The organism is Photobacterium obscurum (assembly GCF_026191635.1).
Classification (GTDB): domain Bacteria; phylum Pseudomonadota; class Gammaproteobacteria; order Enterobacterales; family Vibrionaceae; genus Photobacterium; species Photobacterium obscurum.
Window position 1 is genome coordinate 170,040 of the sequence record NZ_JAKRRW010000001.1, and the last position, 20,005, is coordinate 190,044.

Annotated in this window: 19 protein-coding genes; 8 read left to right on the forward strand and 11 right to left on the reverse strand. The window is 48.3% G+C overall.

The annotated features are described in order from the left end of the window. Window positions 1-305 precede the first annotated feature (305 nt). Complete coding sequence (pyk, locus tag MD588_RS00725) at window positions 306-1,751, forward strand: pyruvate kinase (protein WP_265694843.1); 1,446 nt, start codon at window positions 306-308, stop codon at window positions 1,749-1,751. A gap of 142 nt (window positions 1,752-1,893) precedes the next feature. Here the strand turns inward: pyk and rimJ are convergent, their stop codons facing one another. Beyond that, complete coding sequence (rimJ, locus tag MD588_RS00730) at window positions 1,894-2,478, reverse strand: ribosomal protein S5-alanine N-acetyltransferase (RefSeq protein ID WP_265694844.1); 585 nt, start codon at window positions 2,476-2,478, stop codon at window positions 1,894-1,896. A gap of 278 nt (window positions 2,479-2,756) precedes the next feature. Between rimJ and MD588_RS00735 the strand changes: the two genes are divergently transcribed. Continuing rightward, window positions 2,757-3,242: a methylated-DNA--[protein]-cysteine S-methyltransferase gene (locus MD588_RS00735; RefSeq protein WP_265694845.1), complete on the forward strand. Its 486-nt coding sequence runs from the start codon at window positions 2,757-2,759 to the stop codon at window positions 3,240-3,242. An 89-nt stretch (window positions 3,243-3,331) separates the two neighbouring features. Here the strand turns inward: MD588_RS00735 and tyrR are convergent, their stop codons facing one another. The 6 genes from tyrR to pspA form a co-directional block, all read right to left on the reverse strand. After that, window positions 3,332-4,867 carry a transcriptional regulator TyrR gene (gene tyrR / locus MD588_RS00740; protein ID WP_265694846.1) on the reverse strand — a complete coding sequence of 512 codons (1,536 nt, stop codon included), beginning with the start codon at window positions 4,865-4,867 and terminating at the stop codon, window positions 3,332-3,334. A 296-nt stretch (window positions 4,868-5,163) separates the two neighbouring features. Then, window positions 5,164-6,195, reverse strand: coding sequence for a YcjF family protein (locus MD588_RS00745; protein ID WP_265694847.1), 1,032 nt, complete (start codon window positions 6,193-6,195; stop codon window positions 5,164-5,166). Further along, on the reverse strand, window positions 6,192-7,589 hold the full coding sequence (locus MD588_RS00750; protein ID WP_265694848.1) for a YcjX family GTP-binding protein: 1,398 nt from the start codon (window positions 7,587-7,589) through the stop codon (window positions 6,192-6,194). The genes MD588_RS00745 and MD588_RS00750 overlap by 4 nt, the downstream gene beginning before the upstream one ends. A gap of 154 nt (window positions 7,590-7,743) precedes the next feature. Further along, complete coding sequence (gene pspC, locus MD588_RS00755) at window positions 7,744-8,130, reverse strand: envelope stress response membrane protein PspC (protein ID WP_265694849.1); 387 nt, start codon at window positions 8,128-8,130, stop codon at window positions 7,744-7,746. After that, window positions 8,127-8,351 carry an envelope stress response membrane protein PspB gene (gene pspB, locus MD588_RS00760; protein ID WP_265694850.1) on the reverse strand — a complete coding sequence of 75 codons (225 nt, stop codon included), beginning with the start codon at window positions 8,349-8,351 and terminating at the stop codon, window positions 8,127-8,129. Before pspB ends, pspC begins: the two co-directional genes overlap by 4 nt. A gap of 48 nt (window positions 8,352-8,399) precedes the next feature. Next, on the reverse strand, window positions 8,400-9,065 hold the full coding sequence (gene pspA / locus MD588_RS00765; protein ID WP_265694851.1) for a phage shock protein PspA: 666 nt from the start codon (window positions 9,063-9,065) through the stop codon (window positions 8,400-8,402). 190 nt (window positions 9,066-9,255) lie between these two features. Here pspA and pspF point away from each other — a divergent pair, with 190 nt between their 5' ends. The 6 genes from pspF (at window position 9,256) to MD588_RS00795 (ending at window position 15,706) form a co-directional block, all read left to right on the forward strand. Next, a complete protein-coding gene (pspF, locus tag MD588_RS00770; RefSeq protein WP_265694852.1) occupies window positions 9,256-10,266 on the forward strand; it encodes a phage shock protein operon transcriptional activator in 1,011 nt (336 codons plus the stop codon). A 157-nt stretch (window positions 10,267-10,423) separates the two neighbouring features. After that, the gene (sapA, locus tag MD588_RS00775) at window positions 10,424-12,043 is read left to right on the forward strand and encodes an ABC transporter substrate-binding protein SapA (RefSeq protein WP_265694853.1); all 1,620 of its coding nucleotides are present in this window, start codon (window positions 10,424-10,426) and stop codon (window positions 12,041-12,043) included. A gap of 4 nt (window positions 12,044-12,047) precedes the next feature. After that, window positions 12,048-13,010 carry an ABC transporter permease gene (locus MD588_RS00780; RefSeq protein ID WP_265694854.1) on the forward strand — a complete coding sequence of 321 codons (963 nt, stop codon included), beginning with the start codon at window positions 12,048-12,050 and terminating at the stop codon, window positions 13,008-13,010. After that, complete coding sequence (gene sapC / locus MD588_RS00785; protein WP_265694855.1) at window positions 12,997-13,884, forward strand: putrescine export ABC transporter permease SapC; 888 nt, start codon at window positions 12,997-12,999, stop codon at window positions 13,882-13,884. The genes MD588_RS00780 and sapC overlap by 14 nt, the downstream gene beginning before the upstream one ends. Then, on the forward strand, window positions 13,884-14,885 hold the full coding sequence (locus MD588_RS00790) for a peptide ABC transporter ATP-binding protein (RefSeq protein ID WP_265694856.1): 1,002 nt from the start codon (window positions 13,884-13,886) through the stop codon (window positions 14,883-14,885). Before sapC ends, MD588_RS00790 begins: the two co-directional genes overlap by 1 nt. Beyond that, window positions 14,882-15,706 carry a peptide ABC transporter ATP-binding protein gene (locus tag MD588_RS00795; RefSeq protein WP_265694857.1) on the forward strand — a complete coding sequence of 275 codons (825 nt, stop codon included), beginning with the start codon at window positions 14,882-14,884 and terminating at the stop codon, window positions 15,704-15,706. The genes MD588_RS00790 and MD588_RS00795 overlap by 4 nt, the downstream gene beginning before the upstream one ends. A 50-nt stretch (window positions 15,707-15,756) precedes the next feature. Here the strand turns inward: MD588_RS00795 and MD588_RS00800 are convergent, their stop codons facing one another. From MD588_RS00800 to lapB, 4 genes are all read right to left on the reverse strand, one after another. Next, window positions 15,757-17,028: an MgtC/SapB family protein gene (locus MD588_RS00800; protein ID WP_265694858.1), complete on the reverse strand. Its 1,272-nt coding sequence runs from the start codon at window positions 17,026-17,028 to the stop codon at window positions 15,757-15,759. 198 nt (window positions 17,029-17,226) lie between these two features. Then, on the reverse strand, window positions 17,227-17,736 hold the full coding sequence (locus tag MD588_RS26035; protein ID WP_322784215.1) for a prepilin-type N-terminal cleavage/methylation domain-containing protein: 510 nt from the start codon (window positions 17,734-17,736) through the stop codon (window positions 17,227-17,229). A 143-nt stretch (window positions 17,737-17,879) separates the two neighbouring features. Continuing rightward, complete coding sequence (pyrF, locus tag MD588_RS00810) at window positions 17,880-18,575, reverse strand: orotidine-5'-phosphate decarboxylase (protein WP_265694859.1); 696 nt, start codon at window positions 18,573-18,575, stop codon at window positions 17,880-17,882. A gap of 256 nt (window positions 18,576-18,831) precedes the next feature. Then, window positions 18,832-20,001: a lipopolysaccharide assembly protein LapB gene (lapB, locus tag MD588_RS00815; protein ID WP_265694860.1), complete on the reverse strand. Its 1,170-nt coding sequence runs from the start codon at window positions 19,999-20,001 to the stop codon at window positions 18,832-18,834. Between the last annotated feature and the right edge of the window lie 4 nt (window positions 20,002-20,005).

Genomic DNA, 20,005 nt, shown 5'->3' on the forward strand with positions numbered 1-20,005 from the left:
TACGAACAACTACACTTAGTGCAATAAAACATCGCTCCAGAGCGGATGTTATTACTGACATTGTCCTCAAGAAACTAATTTGATTGGCTCTATTCGTTATCTTGTTAAACCTGCAAGACGTAACACAACTGAAAAATTATTCATTATTTTTTCATCTAAGGTTGGTATTTTTCTTACACTTTGTTGATTGAGAACAGCGTTATGATTCTGTAACTTGTAGTAAAATTTCATTCACATTCAATGAAGCTGGTTTCTGAACGTAATCGTTTTCATTGTCTTCTGCAAATTTAGATGGAGTTTCCCCGATGTCTGAAAGGCTAAGACGAACAAAAATCGTAACCACTCTGGGCCCTGCTACAGATCGCGATAATAACCTCGAAAAAATTATCGCTGCTGGTGCTAACGTGGTTCGCATGAATTTCTCCCATGGTAGCCCAGAAGATCATATCCAGCGCACAAAAGCTGTCCGTGAGATCGCCGCCAAGCTTGGCAAACACGTTGCCATTTTAGGAGATCTTCAAGGCCCTAAAATTCGAGTATCAACGTTCAAGGACGATAAAATTCAACTCGCTATCGGTGACAAGTTCACTCTCGACAGTGATCTCCCTAAAGGTGAAGGTAACGAGAGCGCTGTTGGCCTCGATTACAAAGAGCTACCAAAAGACGTAGCACCGGGTGATATCCTGCTACTCGATGACGGCCGCGTTCAGCTGAAAATCACGTCAGTCGATGGTAACAAGGTACATACTGAAGTTACGGTGGGCGGTCCGCTGTCAAACAATAAAGGCATCAACAAAAAAGGCGGAGGCCTATCCGCAGAGGCTCTGACCGACAAAGACAAAGCCGACATCATTACTGCCGCAGCAATGAAGGTGGATTATTTGGCCGTCTCTTTCCCTCGTAACGGCGAAGACATGAAGTATGCACGCCGCTTAGCAACGGATGCCGGCCTCGAAGCCAAGCTGGTTGCCAAGGTCGAGCGAGCTGAGTCGGTAGCCACCACTGAAGCAATGGATGATATTATCATGGCCTCTGATGCCGTGATGGTTGCGCGTGGTGACCTTGGTGTCGAAATTGGTGACCCCGAACTTGTCGGCGTTCAGAAAAAATTGATCCGCAGGGCGCGCAGCTTTAACCGTACCGTTATCACAGCAACGCAAATGATGGAGTCAATGATCACCAGCCCAATGCCGACACGTGCCGAAGTAATGGACGTGGCAAACGCCGTTCTTGATGGTACAGATGCCGTGATGCTGTCAGCCGAAACGGCTGCCGGCCAATACCCGGAAGAAACAGTGAAAGCAATGGCAAGTGTCTGTGTTGGCGCAGAAAAAGAGCCAAGCATTAACGTTTCTAACCACCGCCTTGATCGTACTTTTGAATCTGCCGAAGAAACTATTGCGATGTCGACCATGTATGCAGCAAACCACATGGAAGGCGTTAAGGCAATGATTACCATGACAGAATCTGGCCGTACGCCACTTATGATGTCACGTATTTCATCCGGGCTACCGGTATTTGCCCTATCGCGTAACGAAAGTACACTAAATCGCGCAGCGCTTTACCGTGGGGTTACTCCCATATTTTTTGACCGCGATAGCGATACTGGGCTTGCGGCAGCGAAGCATGCTATCGCAGTGTTGAAAGAGCAAGACTATCTGGAAAAAGGTGATCTGGTGATCATCACCCAGGGGGACGAGATGGATATTATTGGCTCGACTAATAATATGCGTATTCTGATGGTTGAGTAAGAACCCAAAGCCTAGGGTGTGCCCCTTAATTCAAAAAGAAGGCTTGCTGATTTCAGCGAGCCTTTTATGCCAAACTGAACAATTATTTGATTCAATCAGAACGCTAATAGGCCAGATAATTGATCAGTTTGGTATTAGACGCTTACTTTTTCGGCGGTGTCCAATTGGGATTAATACAGGCTGTAAGAATATGGTCTTCCCAAAGTCCATTGATCAGCAGATAATCTTTAGCCTCCCCTTCCTTCTCAAAGCCTACGGCTTGAAGAACGGCTGCACTCTTCTTGTTTCTCGGCATATACGCCGCCATCACACGATGAAAATGTTGCTGCTCAAACATCCATTCCACGGTTGCTTTAAGTGTTTTCCGCATCATTCCCTGCCCTTGACACAGCTCATCTAATGAATAGCCAACATGGCAGGCATGGAAGGGATGGCGGACCAAATTACTGAAATTGATCACGCCGCAAATCTCATCAGAGCCCTTCTTGACCAAAACAAAATAATAAGCCAGCTTATGCTTATGCAGCTCCGCTAGCTGGGCTAAGCGTATCTCCCACCCAGCCTCCGTGAAAAAAGCTTCCTCACGCAAGGGTTCCCATGGTTGAAGAAAAGCCCGGTTTCTCTGGTAATAGGCTGCGATTTGCCGGGCATCTTTGCTCGTAATCAATCTCACCTTAAATTCGTCCACCTCGATGACCGGAGAGCGATTAATAATTGAATGAAACAACAGCACCTCGTCCTTTAATTGATACCAATCAGCATAAGTATTTGAGCATTATTACTGCGCAATTTTCTGAAGACTTACTTACTCCGATTGGCATTACACTGACCTAAAATCGGTATCACACGCAGCAAGCAAAATGAATAGGCTACGTCTTTTCATAAACTAATGACAGGTATAACGTTTTCCTCAGGAAATACAAGTTCCCCCCACGAATCTAAGCTATGATTGGATCAGTAAATACTATTGCCTAGTATTAATCCTCCAACCTGATAGTGATGATTATGTATTACGACTACCTCGATACGGTATTAGGAAAAATCTATTTACTTGCCGATGAACATGGGCTCAGGCAGCTCACAGTAGGAAGCGGCGGTTTTTGTCCAGACTCCAGTTGGGACCACAGCCCCGAGTTTATGCAAGAATACACCACCCAGCTACAAGAATACCTTCAAGGACAACGCAAAACTTTTACCCTGCCCCTCGCCCCTCAAGGCACCCCCTTTCAGCAACAAGTTTGGCAGGCGATCTGTAATATCCCCTACGGTTCCGGCCATTCATACCAGAAAATTGCCGAGCGAATCAATCAGCCCAATGCGATTCAAGCTATTGGGATGGCGAGAAATGTTAACCCTATCCCTATTATTATTCCTTGCCACCGAGTGCTAAGCGACAACGACCAGCAAACCCAGTGCCGCTATGGCCAGGATATGACCAACCAGTTACTCGCCCTTGAATCCGGGAAGTTGACACTCTTTCGCACGTTTTAAGCTAATGCCAATCTAAGCTGTTGCTTGATATCGATAGATATGAAAAAAGGAGGCCTGGGCCTCCTTTTTAAATCACAGCAACAAACGGGTTAGCGTTTGCTGATACCGTATTCACGCAGTTTGTTAGCAACAGCCGTATGGGAGACCCCTAGGCGTTTCGCTAGCTTACGCGTAGACGGATAACTACGATACAGATTAGTCAGAATACCTGATTCATAGCGCTTCATGATGTCATCTAAAGAGCCATCAAGGGTTTCTTCGCTAATAATACTGGCCGACTCATTTTCCGGTAGCTGCACGTCATCAACCGTGACTTCAGAACCTTCAATCTGGGTCATAGCCCGGAACAATACGTTACGTAGCTGCCTGATATTGCCCGGCCAAGCATACTGGCTGAGATACTGCGCCAGCTCATCAGAAATGACCGGTTTAGGCTGCTGCATTTCTTGCGCAAATTGTGCCAGAAATAACTCGGACAAAGGTACTATGTCTGCAGTACGCTCACGTAGTGGTGGCACCACCAGCGCCAAAACATTTAAACGGTAATAAAGGTCTTCACGGAACTCACCCGCCGCGACCAAATCAGGCAGCTTTTTCTGCGTTGAACAGATAACCCGAACGTCAACCCGCATTTCTTGCTCTTCGCCTACCCGGCGGAATGTACCGTCCTGCAGGAAGCGGAGTAGCTTAATCTGCAGGTGTGCAGACATCTCGCCAATTTCATACAGGAAAACCGTTCCCCCGTCAGCCTGCTCGAAAATTCCTTTCTTACCCGGCTCGGTTGCAGTGGCAGCCATACCAAACAGCTCAGTCTCGGCGGCATTATCTGGCATCGATACACAGTTGACCAATAAGAACGGTTGCTCACGCCTTAACGAGCGCTGATGGCAGGCCCGAGCCAACATTTCTTTCCCTGTCCCCGTTTCCCCCTGAATCAGTAATGGTGCATCCAGCAGGGACAGTTTCTTCGCTTGGGCCAGTAGATGCTTAAAGCGAGATGACTGGCCAACCAAGTGTTCAAAGCCATTGTCCCCACTAATTTCACGCATTGCCACGGGCATCTTCGCTTCTGATAGCGACTTCAATAGGATCACCGCACTGGCCAGCACCTGTTTTTCACTTTCATCCGCGACATATACCGGCATGATTTCCATCATATAGTCCAAGCCGGAGATAACGACCATTTCACTACGCTTATTGGCTTCTTCTTTTTCCAACCAACGATGAAAGTTAAATCCCAACAATGACTGAATATTCTCGCCGAGAATGTCACCTCGAGATTTTCCCATCAGCAACTCGGCCGCATCATTGGCTAAATCGATCTTACCTTGTAAGTTGATTGAGAAAAACGGATCAGGCAGCGTTTCCAACAAGGCCTTCAGCTCCTTGTGCTCACGCTCACTTGGCATGAACTGGATCTTGCGGACATCGGTCACGCCATCAAGCTGGCGAATTTGCGACATGAGCTGACTAAACTGGTCAAACTCAATCTCTGGGCAGTTGAGATAGATGATCCCAATACGATCGATTTCAATTCCCCGCAAATCAATTTGCTGACTGGTCAGAATATCCAGTAGCTCGCGGGTCATGCCAACTCGGTCTTCACAAAAGACTTGTAGCCTCATATCACACGCCTTCTCATTTTCTTTTCTTACAAGGTGTCAGGAATTGTTGACACCAGAGAAGTGTGCGCCTTCACTGTTTACGAGTCAAGTCACGGCTATCGGATGATGAGATGTTAAACACGGCACATAGAACGGTTTGCTCGTTTCGCGACCAACAAGCCCTATGTGAGGGCTATTTTCGGGCACTAGAAAGGCGTAAATCAGGGTAAAAAAGAACGCCACTGGAAACCAAGATCTGTGTCTAGGGGTGAACTTGGCTCCCGGTGGCGTTCTGATAATCAATGGAACTGGTATAACTATTTCACGTCTTTCTGCTGGCGAGTGAGGCGTAGAACCAAATCTTTACGGATCTCACTTAGCTTTGGCTGCTGCTCTGGCTGCCATGGTAACGGACGCATCAAACTAATTGCTTTTAACCCCAGTCGTCCGGTCAGCAAACCAACCCCCACACCTTGCGCTACCCGGGTTGACATCCGTCCAGCCAGATCCATCGACAACATATCCATCCCGGTATCTGCAATCACTTCTGTCGCCCCTGCCACGGCCATATTGGCAAGCACCAACTTGACAAGTTTAATTCGTGACCAGTAGCCCAACTCAACCCCATACACGGCGGATACCTGGTCAACCAATCGGAAGTTACGCCATGCCACCAGCAACATGTCGGCAATTGCCAATGGACTGACTGCGACCATTACAGCAGCTTCACTGGCATACTTTGCGACTAATCGACGAGCCAGTTTGTCTTGATGGGTCAGAACCATCTGATCATAAAGTTCGAGTACCTCGCGGTCATTATGCGTTGCCGCTAATGACTGCATCCAGCGATCATAGCCGGTATGGTCTTCCCGTATATCACTCTGCTTGGCCAGCTTAATACAGAACGCCTTGCCCTGACCGATGCCGTCAGCATCAAGCAACATCTGTGCTTGCTCACGCTCTGACTGCCGCTGCTTCAGACGGCGCAATTTGAAAAACTCTCGGCCAAGTGCCGTAATCCCTGTTGCGGCAACTGCGCCAACAATCACACTCCAGCCAAAAGCAAGCCAATCTGCACTCTGGTATGCCGTTACAACATAGTCTAGTGTTTGCCAACCGGTCATCGCGGCTCCTGCGATTAACAGCCCCCGTAGCCAGCGTCCACTACGCTTGGGCTTGCTACCAAGAGTCTGCGCAAGTTGCTCTTCCACATCCGGCTCTGATACCGCATCAGGCAAAAATGTGTTATCGGTAGCAAACTGCTGCTGTGCCGTCAGCTCCTGCTCAGGCTCGTTCTCCGTTTTCTCTGGCTCATCAAAAAGTATTTTTGTTTTATATGATTGGGTCATTGCAGTTTATCTCCCAACAAGTATTCCAACGCTTTGTCCATTCGAATATGTGGCAAAGGTTCATCGCTTTGTAGTTCAAGCGGGCGAAAATTCACGAAATCAAAACCATGTTGCTGCCAGTAGGTATCGTGTGGCAGGCGACGCGGAACTTCTCCTGGAAACAGTGTTTGTGCCTGTCCCGTCAGTGTATGTCCTCGGAGTGCCGGCATCTGCTGGCCTTGGTAGGACACAAATCCTGGTTCCGTCGCCTGAATCGACGACAGGCTGACACAGTCCATTTTGATCCCTTCAAACGAAGCCGTCTGCCAGGCATCATTCACCATTTGTTGTAAAAGGCTGACGAGATTGGGATGCTGTTCCGGGGTGACATGATCGGCCTTGGTGGCCGCAAATAACACCTTATCAATGCGTGGCGAAAACAAGCGACGCAACAACGAGCTTCGGCCGTATTTAAAACTCTGCATCAACTGATCCAGAGCCTGGCGCATATCATTGAACGACTCAGGACCTGCATTTAACGGCTGCAGACAGTCCACCAAAATAATCTGGCGGTCAAATTTCGAGAAGTGCTCTCGATAAAAGGCTTTTACCACATGCTGCTGGTAATACTTATAACGGCTCTTCAGCATACCGAAATTACTATGCTCATCAGCTTGCTGAAGTTGAGCCTCCGTGAACTTATCAGCCCATATGAATGGGAAAAACTGCAACACCGGCGCCCCGGCCAGCTCACCCGGCAGGACAAAGCGACCAGGCTGCACCCAGTGCAATCCACCTTCGGCCTTGCACTTGTACAAGTATTCGGTAAATGCCGCCGACAACTGCTCGATTTGTGCTTCATCGGCAGGAGCCAGAGGATCGAAATGCTCGGCCATAGCAATCCAGCGTTGTGCCAATTCCTGCCGTCTGCCTTTTAACAGTTTAGCCTGTTGCTGTGACCAGCCGAGATAGTCCATTTCAAGTAGCGGCAAGTCCAGCAGCCACTCACCAGGGTAATCGACAATATCCAAATACAGCGTTGCAGTATCCTGCAGCAGCTTCATCGCTCCCTTCTGTGGTTTGTAGCGCAATGCTAATCGGGTCTGGCTCACATCCCGTGTTGGCTCTGGCCACATTGGCGGAGAGTCCAGCAGCGAACTCATTCCTTCATCATAAGCAAACTTTGGGACATGCATATCAAGCTGCGGGACTCGCTTGGCACCGAGCAAATGGCCATCCCGCACGGCAGAAAACAACGGCAGTCTCGGGTTCGTACTGACATGAAGTAACTGATTAACAAGTGAAGTAATAAAGGCTGTTTTACCTGCCCGTGACAAGCCCGTCACCGCAAGGCGGACATGGCGGTCCAAACTGCGATTCACTAGCTTATTTAACTCGTTACCAATTCGATTCATACTTCTTCCTAACTCATTACTCTATAAATAGAATATCAATCCCAAAATTAACCACGGATGAATATCACTTTCAGATACTTATGTAGATTGGTATAACTAACAGCAATTAAAAAGCAGGCATAAAGCCTGCTTCACAAACAACCGTTCTGTTTAATCAAAGATCCTTAAACGCCCTTGAAACCTTGAAAGCCGATGATGTGACATAAGCCTCCATACGACGAAGATCGTCCTCCATCTCATCTAGCTCGGACTCTACATTATTGAGAATTTGTTCAGGCTTCAACCCAGCCTGCCAAGGCTTCTGCTTGACGGTATGCTCCCGATAAATATACTGCTGTGCTTTTCGGTCTGCAGGCATTTTATCCAGAATCAGACTCGCCGCGATATAGGCGACAGTGGCAAAGAAACCCAGCCCCAATAAAAAAGCAGAAACGGCAAGGATCCGCACCAACCAAACTTCCATACCGAAATATTCAGCAATACCCGCACAAACCCCGCTTATCTTTCCGTTTTGCGGATCTCGATACAAGGTTTTACTCATCGGCGTTGCCTCCATTGTGGCGCTTCTTCATCCAATATTTGTTCCAGTGTCTTGATGCGCTCCTGCATCTGTTCTGCACGCATCACAAGGGTTTGCAGCTTCTCGTGCTCTTCACCAGATAGCCCCTGACTGGCATGGCGTTGACCACGGTAATGCAGAATCAACCATAACGGCGCCACAAAAATTAGAAACGCCATTAATGGCCATACTATCCAACCCATAAATTACCTCCATCCTCGTACCGTGCAGAACTCAATATTGTCACTATCTTACTCTTTATCCTTGATATTTGCTTTCATACGTTCCAGTTCTTTTTCAATTTCATCTTGCGCCTGCAAATCAGCAAATTCCTGCTCTAAATTTTTGCCGCGGCCAATGTTATAGCTATCAGCTTCTGCTTCCATCTCATCAATACGACGCTCGTACTGTTCAAACTTAGACAGTGCCTCATCTACCTTGCCGGTATCAAGCTGGCGACGTACATCACGACGGTTACCGGCTGCTTTATGACGCGTAACCAAAGCCTGCTGACGGGCACGGGTTTCCTGAAGCTTCCGCTCCAGCTCCGCCACTTCACCGCTCAGTTTGCTGATGGTATCTTCTACCAATTTATATTCTTCATTCAGTGTCAGAACCACATCGCTAAGCTTCTGCTTTTCGATAAGTGCCGCACGAGCCAAATCTTCACGGCCCTTTTGCAAGGCCAGGCTCGCTTTTTGCTGCCAGTCATCACTTTGTGCCTCCAATGAGTCGATGCGGCGCTGCAGCTCTTTCTTGTCCGCCAGAGCTCGGGCTGATGAAGTACGCACTTCAACTAAGGTATCTTCCATTTCCTGGATAATCAGTCGGATCATTTTTTGCGGATCTTCGGCCTTATCCAGCAATGAATTGACGTTTGCATTTACGATATCTGCAAAGCGAGAAAAAATGCCCATAGTTAATCTCCTTCGGTTTGATAGGGTTCCTGGTCTATATCTAGGAACTAGGATCTAGCTTCTTGTTTCTTATACATATCAATCACCATGCCAAGTTTTTGTTATTTATTTATCAATAACTTAGCTTTGCACAGCTAACCGTTCGGTGCTATGGTGTTAAAATATACGCCAACAGTTAGCGAGATTGACCATGAAGAAAACGGATAACCTCATCGGTGAGTCGGAATCATTTCTTTCCGTACTCGATCAGGCCTCGCGCCTCGCGCCACTCAGCAGGCCAATCCTTATCTTGGGAGAACGAGGAACGGGTAAAGAATTGATCGCCCAGCGTATCCACTACTTATCCAAACGCTGGGATCAACCGCTGATCACTCTGAACTGTGCGGCATTAAGTGAGGGGGTTATCGACTCCGAGCTGTTTGGTCATGAGGCGGGCTCGTTTACCGGCGCCAAAGGCCGCCATCAAGGGCGCTTCGAGCGTGCCGAAGGCGGTACCCTGTTTCTTGATGAACTCGCCACCGCCCCGCTTGGCGTGCAGGAAAAGCTGCTTCGGGTGATTGAATATGGTGAATATGAACGCGTCGGTGGCAGCAAAACCTGCCAGGCGAACGTACGCTTGGTCTGTGCGACCAATGAAAACTTGCCGCAGCTAGCTGAAGAGCGAAAGTTTCGCGCTGACCTGTTAGACCGCCTGGCGTTCGATATCATCCATCTTCCGCCATTGCGTGAACGCCAGGATGACATTCTCTCTCTTGCTGAATACTATGCGGTGAGGATGTGTCGAGAGCTCGGTTTTAGCTACTTTGCCGGCTTCGCCCCAGCAGCCCGCCAAGAATTAATGGACTATCGCTGGCCTGGGAATATCCGTGAATTAAAAAATGTCGTTGAGCGTTCGGTCTTCCGCCATGGATTAGAAGATGAGCCTGTTGAGCATATCATCATCGATCCATTCCATGCACCTTGGCATGATAAGCCTTCTGCTGCAGACCCCGCCCCGGCTCCCGCCAATAGTAGCGAGCCAGCGATCAGTTTCCCGCTCGATTTTCGCCAGTGGCAACAGGATCAAGAAGTCAATGTTATCCAAAACGCCTTAGAGCATGCCAAATTTAATCAGCGAAAAGCCGCTGAGCTATTGGGTTTAAGCTACCATCAACTTAGAGGACTGTTGCGTAAGTACCAACTCGTTGGAAGCACAGAATAATTTTATTGCGCAGTAAATAACCGCTGTTTTGTACATATTGACCATACGACGGCTGCAATAGCACGCGTTAATAGAAGGTTATTTGAGGAGATAACTTGGTGACAGTGATGGATAATGTTAAATTTACTCACTTGTTTTCAAATAAACCCTTTTCTTTATGAGCGCCTATACTCGTGTACTGCTCGCGTGCTTCGGACTGTTCAGCCTAATTGGCTGCTCGGAACCGCAACTGGATAGTAATATCCGTAGCCGCGGTTTCGTCTATTGCGGGCAAGATACACCGACGACCTTCAACCCCCAACTCACCGATGGTGGGCTGACAGCCGATACGTTAGCGGCACAGATTTTTGACCGCTTGCTGCTGCTTGATCCAATCAGCCACCAGCCGCTGCCCTCTTTGGCTCGTAGCTGGTCAGTCAGTGCTGATGGCCTTGAATATACGTTCAACCTACGCAAAGGTATCGAGTTTCAAACTACAGACTGGTTCAAACCCACACGTCAGCTCAATGCCCAAGATGTGGTATTCAGCTTTAAACGCATTCTTGAGCCTAGCCACCCTTTCAACAAGGCATCCGGTGGCCGCTACCCTTGGTTTGAGAGTCAAGGCTTTAAAAGCCTGATTGAAGATATTCAGATTGTCGATTCACATACCGTAAAGTTTGTCCTCTCCCGGCCTGACAACGCATTCTTATCGAACCTAGCCACTACGTATGCGGTGATCCACTCACAAGAATATGGTCAGAGCCTGCTAAAAGCTGGAAAACTAAATCAATTGGATATGAAGCCGATTGGAACAGGGCCATTCTCCCTCGCCCAGTATGTCCCCAATGACCTGATCCGCCTTAACCGCCACTGGGGTTATTGGCAAGGTGCGGCGCCGATGGAGCAGGTAGTTTTTGATATCTCTTCTCGTGGTACCGGTACCCTGGCCAAACTACTCAGCAAAGAGTGCGATGTACTCTCCTCGCCGGTTGCTAGCCAGTTGCCCGTGATCAGCGATAGCGAAGACTTTGAGCTCATCGCTCAAACCGGGATGAATGTGGCATTTTTGGCTCTGAATAACAATAAGCCGGCATTAAAGGATCCTCGGGTACGTAAGGCTATCAACCTCTCGATTAACCGTGAAAACCTATTGAATTCGGTTTACTACGGTACAGGAACCAAAGCAAAGAGTATCTTGCCTCCAATGTCCTGGGCTTATAACCACAACAGCAAGGCGCTAGACTATGACCCGTCTCAGGCCTTGGCACTGCTAAAAGAAGCCGGCTACGATAAAAACCTCCACTTATCGATGTGGGTTCCGCTAGAGCCGCGGCCATATAACCCCAGTCCGAGAAAAACCGCCGAGCTAATCCAAGCTGATTTAAGGGCTGTGGGTGTCGACGTGACTATCTCAACCCATGAAACCTTTAGCCGTCTCGGTAGAACAGACACCTCGGGCAGTGACTTGATCCTCACCGGTTGGATTGCCGATAATGGCGATCCGGATAACTTTCTTCGTCCGCTATTGTCATGCAGTGCCAAAAGTGCGGGCCTGAATATCGCCAATTGGTGTGATCTTAGCTTTGACAACCTGCTCGAACTCGCTTCGCGGACAACTAAACTGGAACAGCGTGTGAGCTACTACCACCTTGCTCAAGATATCCTTGATGATCAGGTGCCGGTGATCCCGCTGGCTCACGGTGTCCACTTTCAAGTTCACCATCAATCCCTGGGTGGGCTGCAAATGAGTCCTTTTGGTACTCGCTCATTCTCTAGTGTTTACCGCAGCGAGTAATAGCATGTTTATATATACTATTCGCCGTTTGAACCTGTTCCTGATCACTATGGTCATTTTGACCTTGATTGGTTTTAGTATTCTGCGGCTCGATCAAACTTCACTCTGGAACAGCCAACCGTTTTGGACTGGCTGGTTCATTTACCTGGACAATTTACTGTCTGGTAATCTTGGCTTGAGCCAAAGTGGTGAACCCGTACTGTTTGAAGTGTTAGGCGTTTTTCCGGCCACTCTGGAACTCTGTTTCTTTGCCTTTACACTGTCTCTCATTGCCGGTATTCCTCTGGGAACACTGGCCGGAGTCAAGCGCGGGCGATTAATCGATACCGCCATTTCATCTATCGCTTTGCTCGGCTATTCCATCCCGCTTTTCTGGCTAGCCGTATTGTTGATCATGCTCTTTTCGCAGCAACTTGGCTGGCTACCTGTAGCCGGGCGATACAGTCTGCTATATGAAATTGACCATGTCACTGGGGTAGCACTGTTTGATGTAATGCTCTCCGACAAGCCTTATCGCTCTGAAGCGCTGATAGATGTGATCCGCCATTTAGTCTTGCCTACGCTGGTGCTGGCGATGGCACCGACCACCGAAGTGATCCGTTTGACCCGGGCATCTGTCGCTGAAGTCATGAACCAGAACTTCATCAAGGTTGCACAGACCAAAGGCCTGTCGATGTTTGAAATTATCCTGCGCCATGTGCTCAAAAATGCGATCCCGCCAATCATCCCTAAGCTCGGTATGCAGTTTTCAACCATGATGACCTTTGCCATGCTAACCGAATCAATTTTCAACTGGCCAGGTATTGGCCGTTGGCTGCTTAATGCCATTGCCGAACAAAACTATGTTGCTATTCAGGCTGGCGTTATCACTGTCGGCAGCTTTATCTTAATCGCCAACATTCTGTCAGATCTTGCTGGTGCTGCTGTGAACCCGCTTGTCAGGAAGGAATGGTATGCTATCAAATAACATTTATCAGGAGCAGAAGATCCCAACACAATGGGAACGAGCCTGGCAGAACTTTCGCGCCAACTCGCTAGCAATGTTCGGGCTATGGTGCCTGTTCTTCCTATTGCTCATAACCATTGTTGCCCAGTTTATCGCCCCGTATGCACCAAATGTGCAAGTCGGTGAGTTGCTAATGCCACCGTCGTGGGACCCGAAAGGCCATGTTGAGTTCTTCTTTGGTACCGATGATCTTGGTCGAGATATACTAAGCCGCCTATTGCTGGGCTCACAGTTAACGTTCGGCTACGCGTTGCTCATAGCGCTGGCCTCAAGCGCTATTGGTATAGTAATTGGTGTCATGGCGGGGATGACCCACGGGTTAAAATCCAGCTTCTTAAACCATATTCTGGATACGGTTCTCTCTATTCCTTCATTGCTGCTAGCCATTATTGTGGTTGCTTATATGGGCCCTGGGGAAACCAATATTCTACTAGCGATCTGGCTGGCATTGATCCCGAGGTTTATTCGTGCCATTTATACCGCAGTACACAACGAAGTCGAAAAGGACTACATCATTGCAGCCCGCCTTGACGGTGCCAATGATTTCTACCTGCTGTATAACTCGATTTTACCCAATATCCTGACCGTCATTACCAATGAATTCACCAGGGCAATATCAATCGCCATACTCGATATTGCTGCGCTGGGCTTTCTCGGTCTCGGTGCCCAGGCTCCATCGCCAGAATGGGGAGCCATGCTAGGCGATTCAATCGAGTTGATTTATTTAGCGCCATGGACAGTTACCCTGCCAGGGCTGGCGATCACCTTCAGTGTATTAGTTGTAAACTTAGTAGGAGAAGGACTCCGCCAAGCGATCAATGCGGGGATTGATTAATGCCATTATTAGATATTCGTAACCTGACGATAGAAATTGACACTCCCCAGGGAATGGTAAAGGCGGTAGACCGAATGAGCCTGACCCTGAATGAAGGTGAAATCCGTGGCCTGGTTGGAGAATCCGGCTCGGGAAAAAGCCTTGTGGCCAAGGCTATTGCCGGGGTAACGAAAGACAACTGGCGAGTCAGTGCTGACCGTCTGAGGCTGGGTAATGTTGACCTGTTATCGCTATCAACACGTGAGCGCCGAAAGATAGTCGGCCGTGAAATTGCGATGATATTTCAGGAACCCTCTTCCTGTCTTGACCCTTCTGAAAAAGTGGGGGAACAGCTCGAAGAAGCCATCCCTTCGGTATCATTTAGCGGCCACTGGTGGCAGCGTTTTCAATGGCGCCAGAAACAAGCAATAGCCCTGCTGCATAAAGTCGGCATCAAAGATCACAAACGGGTGATGAAAAGCTATCCGTACGAACTGACCGACGGTGAATGCCAGAAAGTCATGATTGCAATGGCAATTGCCAACCGCCCCCGCCTGCTGATTGCCGATGAGCCGACCAATGATTTGGATCCTATCACCCAGGCACAGATTTTCCGCCTGCTTAGCCGGATGAACCAGTTAGGCAATACCACCATTTTGCTGGTCAGCCATGACTTAACCACGGTGACCCAATGGGCAGACCGGATCACAGTGATGTATTGTGGCCAGTCCGTTGAATCCGCTAGCAGGAAGCAACTACTAGAATCGCCTCATCACCCCTATACCGAAGCGCTGCTTCGCGCAATGCCAGACTTCAACCTCGATGTCCTGCCCCATAAAAGTAAGTTGGAGACATTACCAGGTTCTATTCCTCCCTTGCAGCACCTGCCTATTGGTTGTCGCCTGGGCCCGCGTTGCCCGCATGCCCAGCGCAAGTGTGTTGAAGTGCCGAAGCGTAGAAAGATTAAAAACCATAAATTCAGCTGCCACTTTCCGCTGAATATGGAGGAAACCAAGAAGTGAGTGCGTTACTAGAAGTTGAGAATCTCAAAAAAGATTACCACTACCGTTCTGGGTTATTTCGCCGCCGTACCATCGAGGCGGTTAAACCGGTGTCGTTTTCACTGGAGGCGGGTGAGACTATCGCATTCATGGGCGAAAACGGCTCGGGTAAATCAACACTGGCAAAAATGCTTTCCGGTGTTGTCGAACCGACAGAAGGGGTTATCCGGGTAAATGGAGAGCCACTGGAGCCCAATGACTTTCAGACCCGCTGCAAGCTGATCCGAATGATCTTTCAAGATCCCAACACGGCTCTAAACCCGCGGATTCAGATCGGAAAAATTCTGGAAGGCCCTTTAAAGCGTAATACCAATATGACGCCACAAGCCCGCGAACGACGGATCATGATGACCCTCAAGCGCGTCGGCCTGCTACCGGAACATGCGTATTTTTACCCACAAATGCTCGCCACCGGACAGAAACAGCGTGTATCACTTGCTCGTGCGCTTATCCTCCAGCCCTGTATTATTGTCGCAGATGAAGCGTTGAACGGTTTGGATATGTCCATGCGGTCTCAGATCATCAATTTGCTTTTAGAGTTGCAGGAAGAAATGGGCTTGTCGTATATCTATGTATCGCAGCATATGGGCGTCATCAAACACTTCACGGATAAAGTGATGGTGATGCAAAAAGGCGAAGTGGTCGAGCAAGGAAGGACGGAAGAGGTCTTTGCTAACCCTCAGCATCCACTGACACAAAAGCTGCTCGATAGTCATTTCTCCGCGCCTTCGCATGATCGCACCAACCGCATCAGCAGCGCAACACCGACAATTGAGTGCTAAGCCATATTATAAGCAACAACACTAACGGGCTGGATACAGCCCGTTTCATTTTAGGCAAAAGACAGCCATACAGCACCAGAACCTAGAACAACGGAACCAATAATAGGTACCACAACAAATTTACGCATCGGTTTTGCCCCTATCACCCAAGCCATCCCCATTTTGATTAAGCTATTGACTGCAGCAGCAATAAAAATACCTAACATCGCCGTGCTGAGCAGTAGCTCATCGGCACTTTGCCGACCAAGCGCCAGTGTAATTGCATCAACATCGGTGATACCTGATATTGCTGATAGAATTAATGTCCCGGTGTTGCCAAACCATTCTTGCAAAGCATTGGATAACAGCATGATCAACAATAATACCAAGCCAAAGAAAAATGCCGATGACAGTGCCAGCGGATTCTGTTTCACTTCGGGTGATTTCTCGCTGCCGATTTTGCTCGTATTCCAGATCCAATAAGCCGGAAGGTAAAAGCCCATCATCATCAATATCATTGGAAACCAAAGCAACTCGACCAAGGGAAAATTCACCACCGAACAGACAAATAGAATTCGGGGGAACATGGTTCCGCAGCTGATTAGGATCCCGCTGGCAAGCAGGCCACTCAAATGCGTCTGCTGTTTGGACAGATGGGAAAACTGCAAAGTCAGCGCCGTTGAGGAGCTCAAGCCAGCAAATAGACAAGTAAACAAGATCCCTTTTTCTGCTCCGCCAATCTTAATTGCAAAATAACCGACGAACGAAATACTGGCAATGAGGACCACCATCCACCAAATTTCATAAGGATTAATCGCCAGCCATGGCCCCATCCCCTGATTCGGCAACAGTGGCAACATCACCACAGAAATCAGCAGCAAGCGCAAGGCCGCATCCAGTTCGTACTCCTGAAGCTTCATTAAGGCAGTATGGAGTTCTTTCTTATTATCAAGGATCACTGCGGTGATCACCGCCGCCGACGCAGCAATCATAGGTTCGCCAACCACCGCTAAACAACCAAGCAGAAAGGTGATCAGCATACCGACCAAGCCGGTAATACTGAGATTTTTTTTCACCTTTTGGCTCTTGATATAAGCCACGATGATAATGACGGAAAAAGCGAGCAGCGAAAAACCAAAGAATAGCTCTGAAAAAATAACCGTTAGCAGCCCACAGATCCCCCCCATTAAGCCAATTAATGAGTAAGTACGAATACCTGCAATCCGCGATCCTGCCGCCTCATTGCGATCCACCCAGCCTCGCTGGATCCCGACAATGGCCCCCAGTAGCAATGCAATACACAAACGCCAAAACGGTGAATCAATGTCGAATGCCAAGTCCATTTTTCTCTCCTCAGCAGAAGCGTATTAACGACTGGCGAAATAAAGAAATGACTATCAGTTAGTTATAAGTGTATTGAAAAATAAAACGGTGAATGGAGAGAATTATCAAATTTTGATAAATGAACAAAACACTAAGAGTTTACGTAAACAAACGCCCCAATGAAGAGGAATTGGTTCTGGCAAGATATTAAGGCAACCTTAACAGCCGGAGTTTTCCATCTCTAGGGTATAGGTAGAACTAGCCTGTGATGTGGGTGGTAGATACATGATAAAACACAGTTGTGTCTTGTTTGAATAGCCTCTCGGCATGAAATAAAGTCCATCATTGGCCGGATCGGGATTGTGCCACATCCATTCGTGCTCATTGGGTTTGTCGTATGGCACCTCACCAAAATCTCCAACAAGCAACTCACGCCAAACGTCTTTGAACTGAGATTTAGGATAACCGTAAACGGTATCAATCTGCTTACCATTTACGGTTAACTTGCCAGCCTCAGAACTCTCCGAGCCCTCAATCGCGGACTTACTGTATACTTGAGCAGCTGCGCTCTCCATTGCTCCTTTTAATCCAGCCAAGATGCTCTTACGGGCATCGTTTTGCAGGTTCAAAAATCGGGGAGCCGCCGTGACAGCCAAAATACCGAGTACCACGATCACAACAACCAATTCAAGAAGGGTAAAACCGAGAGAGTGACGACTAGTTTTCATGGTAGCAGTTAACTATTTGATATTTTGAGTCACTATTGTCCCATAATTTATACTGACGTCAAAGTTATGACATCTAAAATTAATACATGAAAAAAAATACCTCGCCAAAGCGAGGTATATATCAAACTTTTACAAGCTTGGTGTTAAGCAAGCGTTTTATTAATCTCAGCCAGCACCGCTGCAGGATCCACAGCCTGAGTAATCGGGCGGCCAATCACCAAGTAATCAGAGCCGGCCTGAACAGCTTCGACTGGAGTCATGACGCGGCGCTGGTCGCCAGCGGCACTGCCCGCAGGGCGAATGCCCGGAGTGACCAATTTAAACTCTTTGCCAAGCTCGGCTTTTAATAGGCTCGCTTCCTGAGCAGAGCAAACCACACCATCCAGACCGCTGTTCTTGGTAAGGCGGGCAAGATTAAGAACGTGCTCTTGCGGTTCACACTGAATACCAATACCACGCAAATCAGCCGCTTCCATACTGGTCAAAACCGTCACCGCAATCAGCAATGGACGATCCTTGCCAAATGGCTCCAAGATTTCGCGAGAAGCCGCCATCATGCGTTCGCCACCGCTGGCATGCACATTCACCATCCATACTCCCAACTCAGCCGCGGCGGCTACCGCGCGCGAACAGGTATTAGGGATATCGTGAAATTTCAGGTCAAGAAATACAGAATGGCCCCGATCATGCAGTTTACGCACAAAGTCAGGGCCAAAATAAGTAAACATCTCTTTGCCGACTTTAAGGCGGCAACTTCCCGGTTCAATGCGGTCAACAAAGGCCAGAGCCTCGTCTTGACTTGGGTAGTCGAGAGCGACAATCACTTTTGGGTCTAACATGGCATCTCCTGCTTAGTTATAGATCAATCTAGCCCAGCTTCCTGAGCGCGGTCAGGATTGTACAGTAAATCTGTTTTTATGCGAGCAATAATTAATATGATGTTTGTACCCACTAAAAATAACACTTTTATCATCCAGCCAATCGTTTGGCACCTTGACTTAACTTATCGCACGACTATTGCGTTTCATTAGACCAGCCCGACAACAGGCAATAAAAAGCCCATTCTGAAAGAACGGGCTGGTTATCAATGAGAGGCTATTCGCCATCAAGGCCACGGATAGGCTTAACGGCCCCCCAGCCTTTACACGACGGGCACTGCCAGTATAAAGAGTGTGTAGCAAACCCGCACTTACGACAGCGGAAATGTGGCTTAATCTTCAATTGCTCACCAACAAGGGTGCGCAACGTAGTTAAACTTTCTTTCGCCCGGCCCTCTTCTGCCTCGTCAAGATGGTAGTCCATCAACTGGTAGAAACCTTTCATCGTCGGGTTTTTTGTCAACTGCCGGGTCATGAACATCTGCGCAGTCACCGAACCTTCATGCTTAGAGATTTCATCAGCCAACATTAACTCGGCGGTCGCACCTGCTTTTTGCTCAACACACTGGCGAAGGTATTTCAGCCAACCGGTTTCATTGTTGGTCGCTTCGTAGCACTCCAACAACATCGGCAAGGTTTCACTGACATAATCGATATCTTGCTCAGCGACACGCTCAAGCTGTTTCGCGGCCGACTTATAATCCTCAGCACTGATCAGGATCTTGGCCATCATTATCGAGGCACGCACGCAGCTCTTGTCAGCAGCGAGGGCTTTTTTCAGATACTGTTTAGCTTTATCTGAATTAAGGGCACTCATTTCAAGCATGGCCATTTCGCACCAGTAATGTGCAATATCATGCTTGAGTTTCGACTTGCCCATTTTTACCAACATGGAAGCCATCTCAATGGCTTTTTCCCATTCACGGGTTTGTTGATAGATCGTCAGCAACTGCTGCAACGCGCCTTTACGGTGATCAGGCTCATCCAGCAGCTGCTCAAAGATTTTTTCGGCTCGGTCAAAGAAACCAGCTGCCATATAATCTTTCGCTAATTGCTGTAAGGCCAGATTGCGCTGGTCAATGGTTAGGTTAGGACGGGCAATAAGATTCTGGTGGATACGAATAGCGCGATCAACTTCGCCCCTGCTTCTGAAAAGGTTGCCCAAAGCAAGGTGTGTATCTATGGTTTCACTATCAACTTGGAGCAGTTCAATAAACACATCAACCGCTTTATCTGATTGATCAGATAACAGCAGGTTCAAACCAGTCACATACTGGCGTGACATGTGATGAGACTGCTCCTGTTGTTTGTTACTAGCGCTCCTGTGCCCCATATACCAACCGTAGGCGGCTGCAATTGGGAGTAACAGGAACAACAGCTCTAGCATTAAC